General features: G+C 45.5%; 2 protein-coding genes. Both read left to right on the top strand.

Translation table 11 applies throughout. The features are described 5' to 3' along the window. Positions 1–67 precede the first annotated feature (67 nt). Positions 68–910, top strand: coding sequence for a choline ABC transporter permease subunit (gene choW / locus QTO00_RS19725; protein ID WP_331426261.1), 843 nt, complete (start codon positions 68–70; stop codon positions 908–910). Between the two features lie 2 nt (positions 911–912). Further along, positions 913–1,376, top strand: a 464-nt coding sequence (locus tag QTO00_RS19720) for an ATP-binding cassette domain-containing protein (RefSeq protein WP_331426260.1), incomplete at its 3' end; no start/stop codon positions are given.

Genomic DNA, 1,376 nt, shown 5'->3' with positions numbered 1-1,376 from the left:
ATTCTAAAGTATAAATGTTCTAGAGTGAGGGGCACAAACTCCTCACTCGGCAAATAAAGGTTTTATTGTGAATTTTATTACAGAGAACAAGATCCCTGTCGGTGATTGGATGGAAGTTGGTGTCGATTGGCTAACGCTCAATGCGGCTGGGCTATTCGATGCTATTTCAATCTTTCTTGAAACCGTCATTCTTTTTGTTGTCGATATTTTTAAGTGGATGCCACCAGCGGTGCCGATTGTACTTACAGCCGCTATTGCCTGGTACTTACACCGTAGTATTCCCTTGGTGCTTTTTGTTGTTGGAGCTCTGCTCACCATTCTTAATCTTGGCTATTGGCAAGAGATGCTCGAAACGTTTGTTTTGGTGTTTGCTGCGACTGGTGTCTCTGTGTTGATCGGTGTCCCTGTTGGTATTATGGCCGCTCACCGCCCTTGGCTATATACATTATTGCGGCCGATTCTCGATTTAATGCAAACCGTTCCGACCTTCGTTTATCTAATCCCGACGCTTGTGTTGTTTGGGTTAGGTATCGTGCCGGGACTTATATCGACTATCATTTTTGCTATTGCAGCGCCAATTCGACTGACCTACTTGGGGATTACTAAAGTACCTCAAGAGTTAGTAGAAGCGGGTAAAGCTTTTGGTGCTAGCCGAATGAAATTGCTGTTTAAAGTGGAGCTTCCTGCGGCCATGCCGAGCATTATGGCGGGTGTTACTCAGTGCATCATGTTGTCGTTGTCTATGGTGGTTATTGCCGCATTAGTAGGTGCAGATGGCTTAGGAAAGCCTGTGGTTAGAGCGCTGAACACAGTGAATATTTCACAAGGCTTTGAAGCAGGTTTGGCTATCGTTCTGGTTGCAATCATTCTGGACCGTTTGTGTAAATCTCCTAATCAAAAAGAGGCCTAGTCATGGAAGCAATTACGATTAAAAATCTAGACGTTGTGTTTGGCGACAAGCCTCAGCAGGCGTTAGACCTTCTCGATTTAGGAAAGTCACGACAAGAGATCATTGATACGACAGGCCAAGTTGTCGGTGTTGATAATGTATCGCTGAGCGTCAAAGAGGGCGAGATTTGTGTCTTAATGGGACTCTCTGGCTCAGGTAAGTCGAGCTTGTTACGTGCGGTTAATGGATTGAATGAGATCAGTCGTGGTTCGCTTGAGATTAAAGATGGCGAGAAAAGCGTCGACCTCGCTAATTGCGATGAAGAGATTTTACGTCATTTGCGTACTCACCGTGTATCCATGGTGTTCCAAAAGTTCGCCCTTATGCCTTGGCTAACGGTGCTTGATAATGTCGCGTTCGGACTAGAAATGCGCGGCATGGGAAAAACACAACGACGAGCAAAAGCCAGAGAGCAGTTAGACATGGT

Origin of the sequence: Vibrio sp. M260118 (genome assembly GCF_036533755.1) — a bacterium.
Lineage (GTDB): Bacteria > Pseudomonadota > Gammaproteobacteria > Enterobacterales > Vibrionaceae > Vibrio.
Note: the sequence above shows the minus strand (reverse complement) of the source record. Positions and strands in the feature narration are given on the sequence as shown.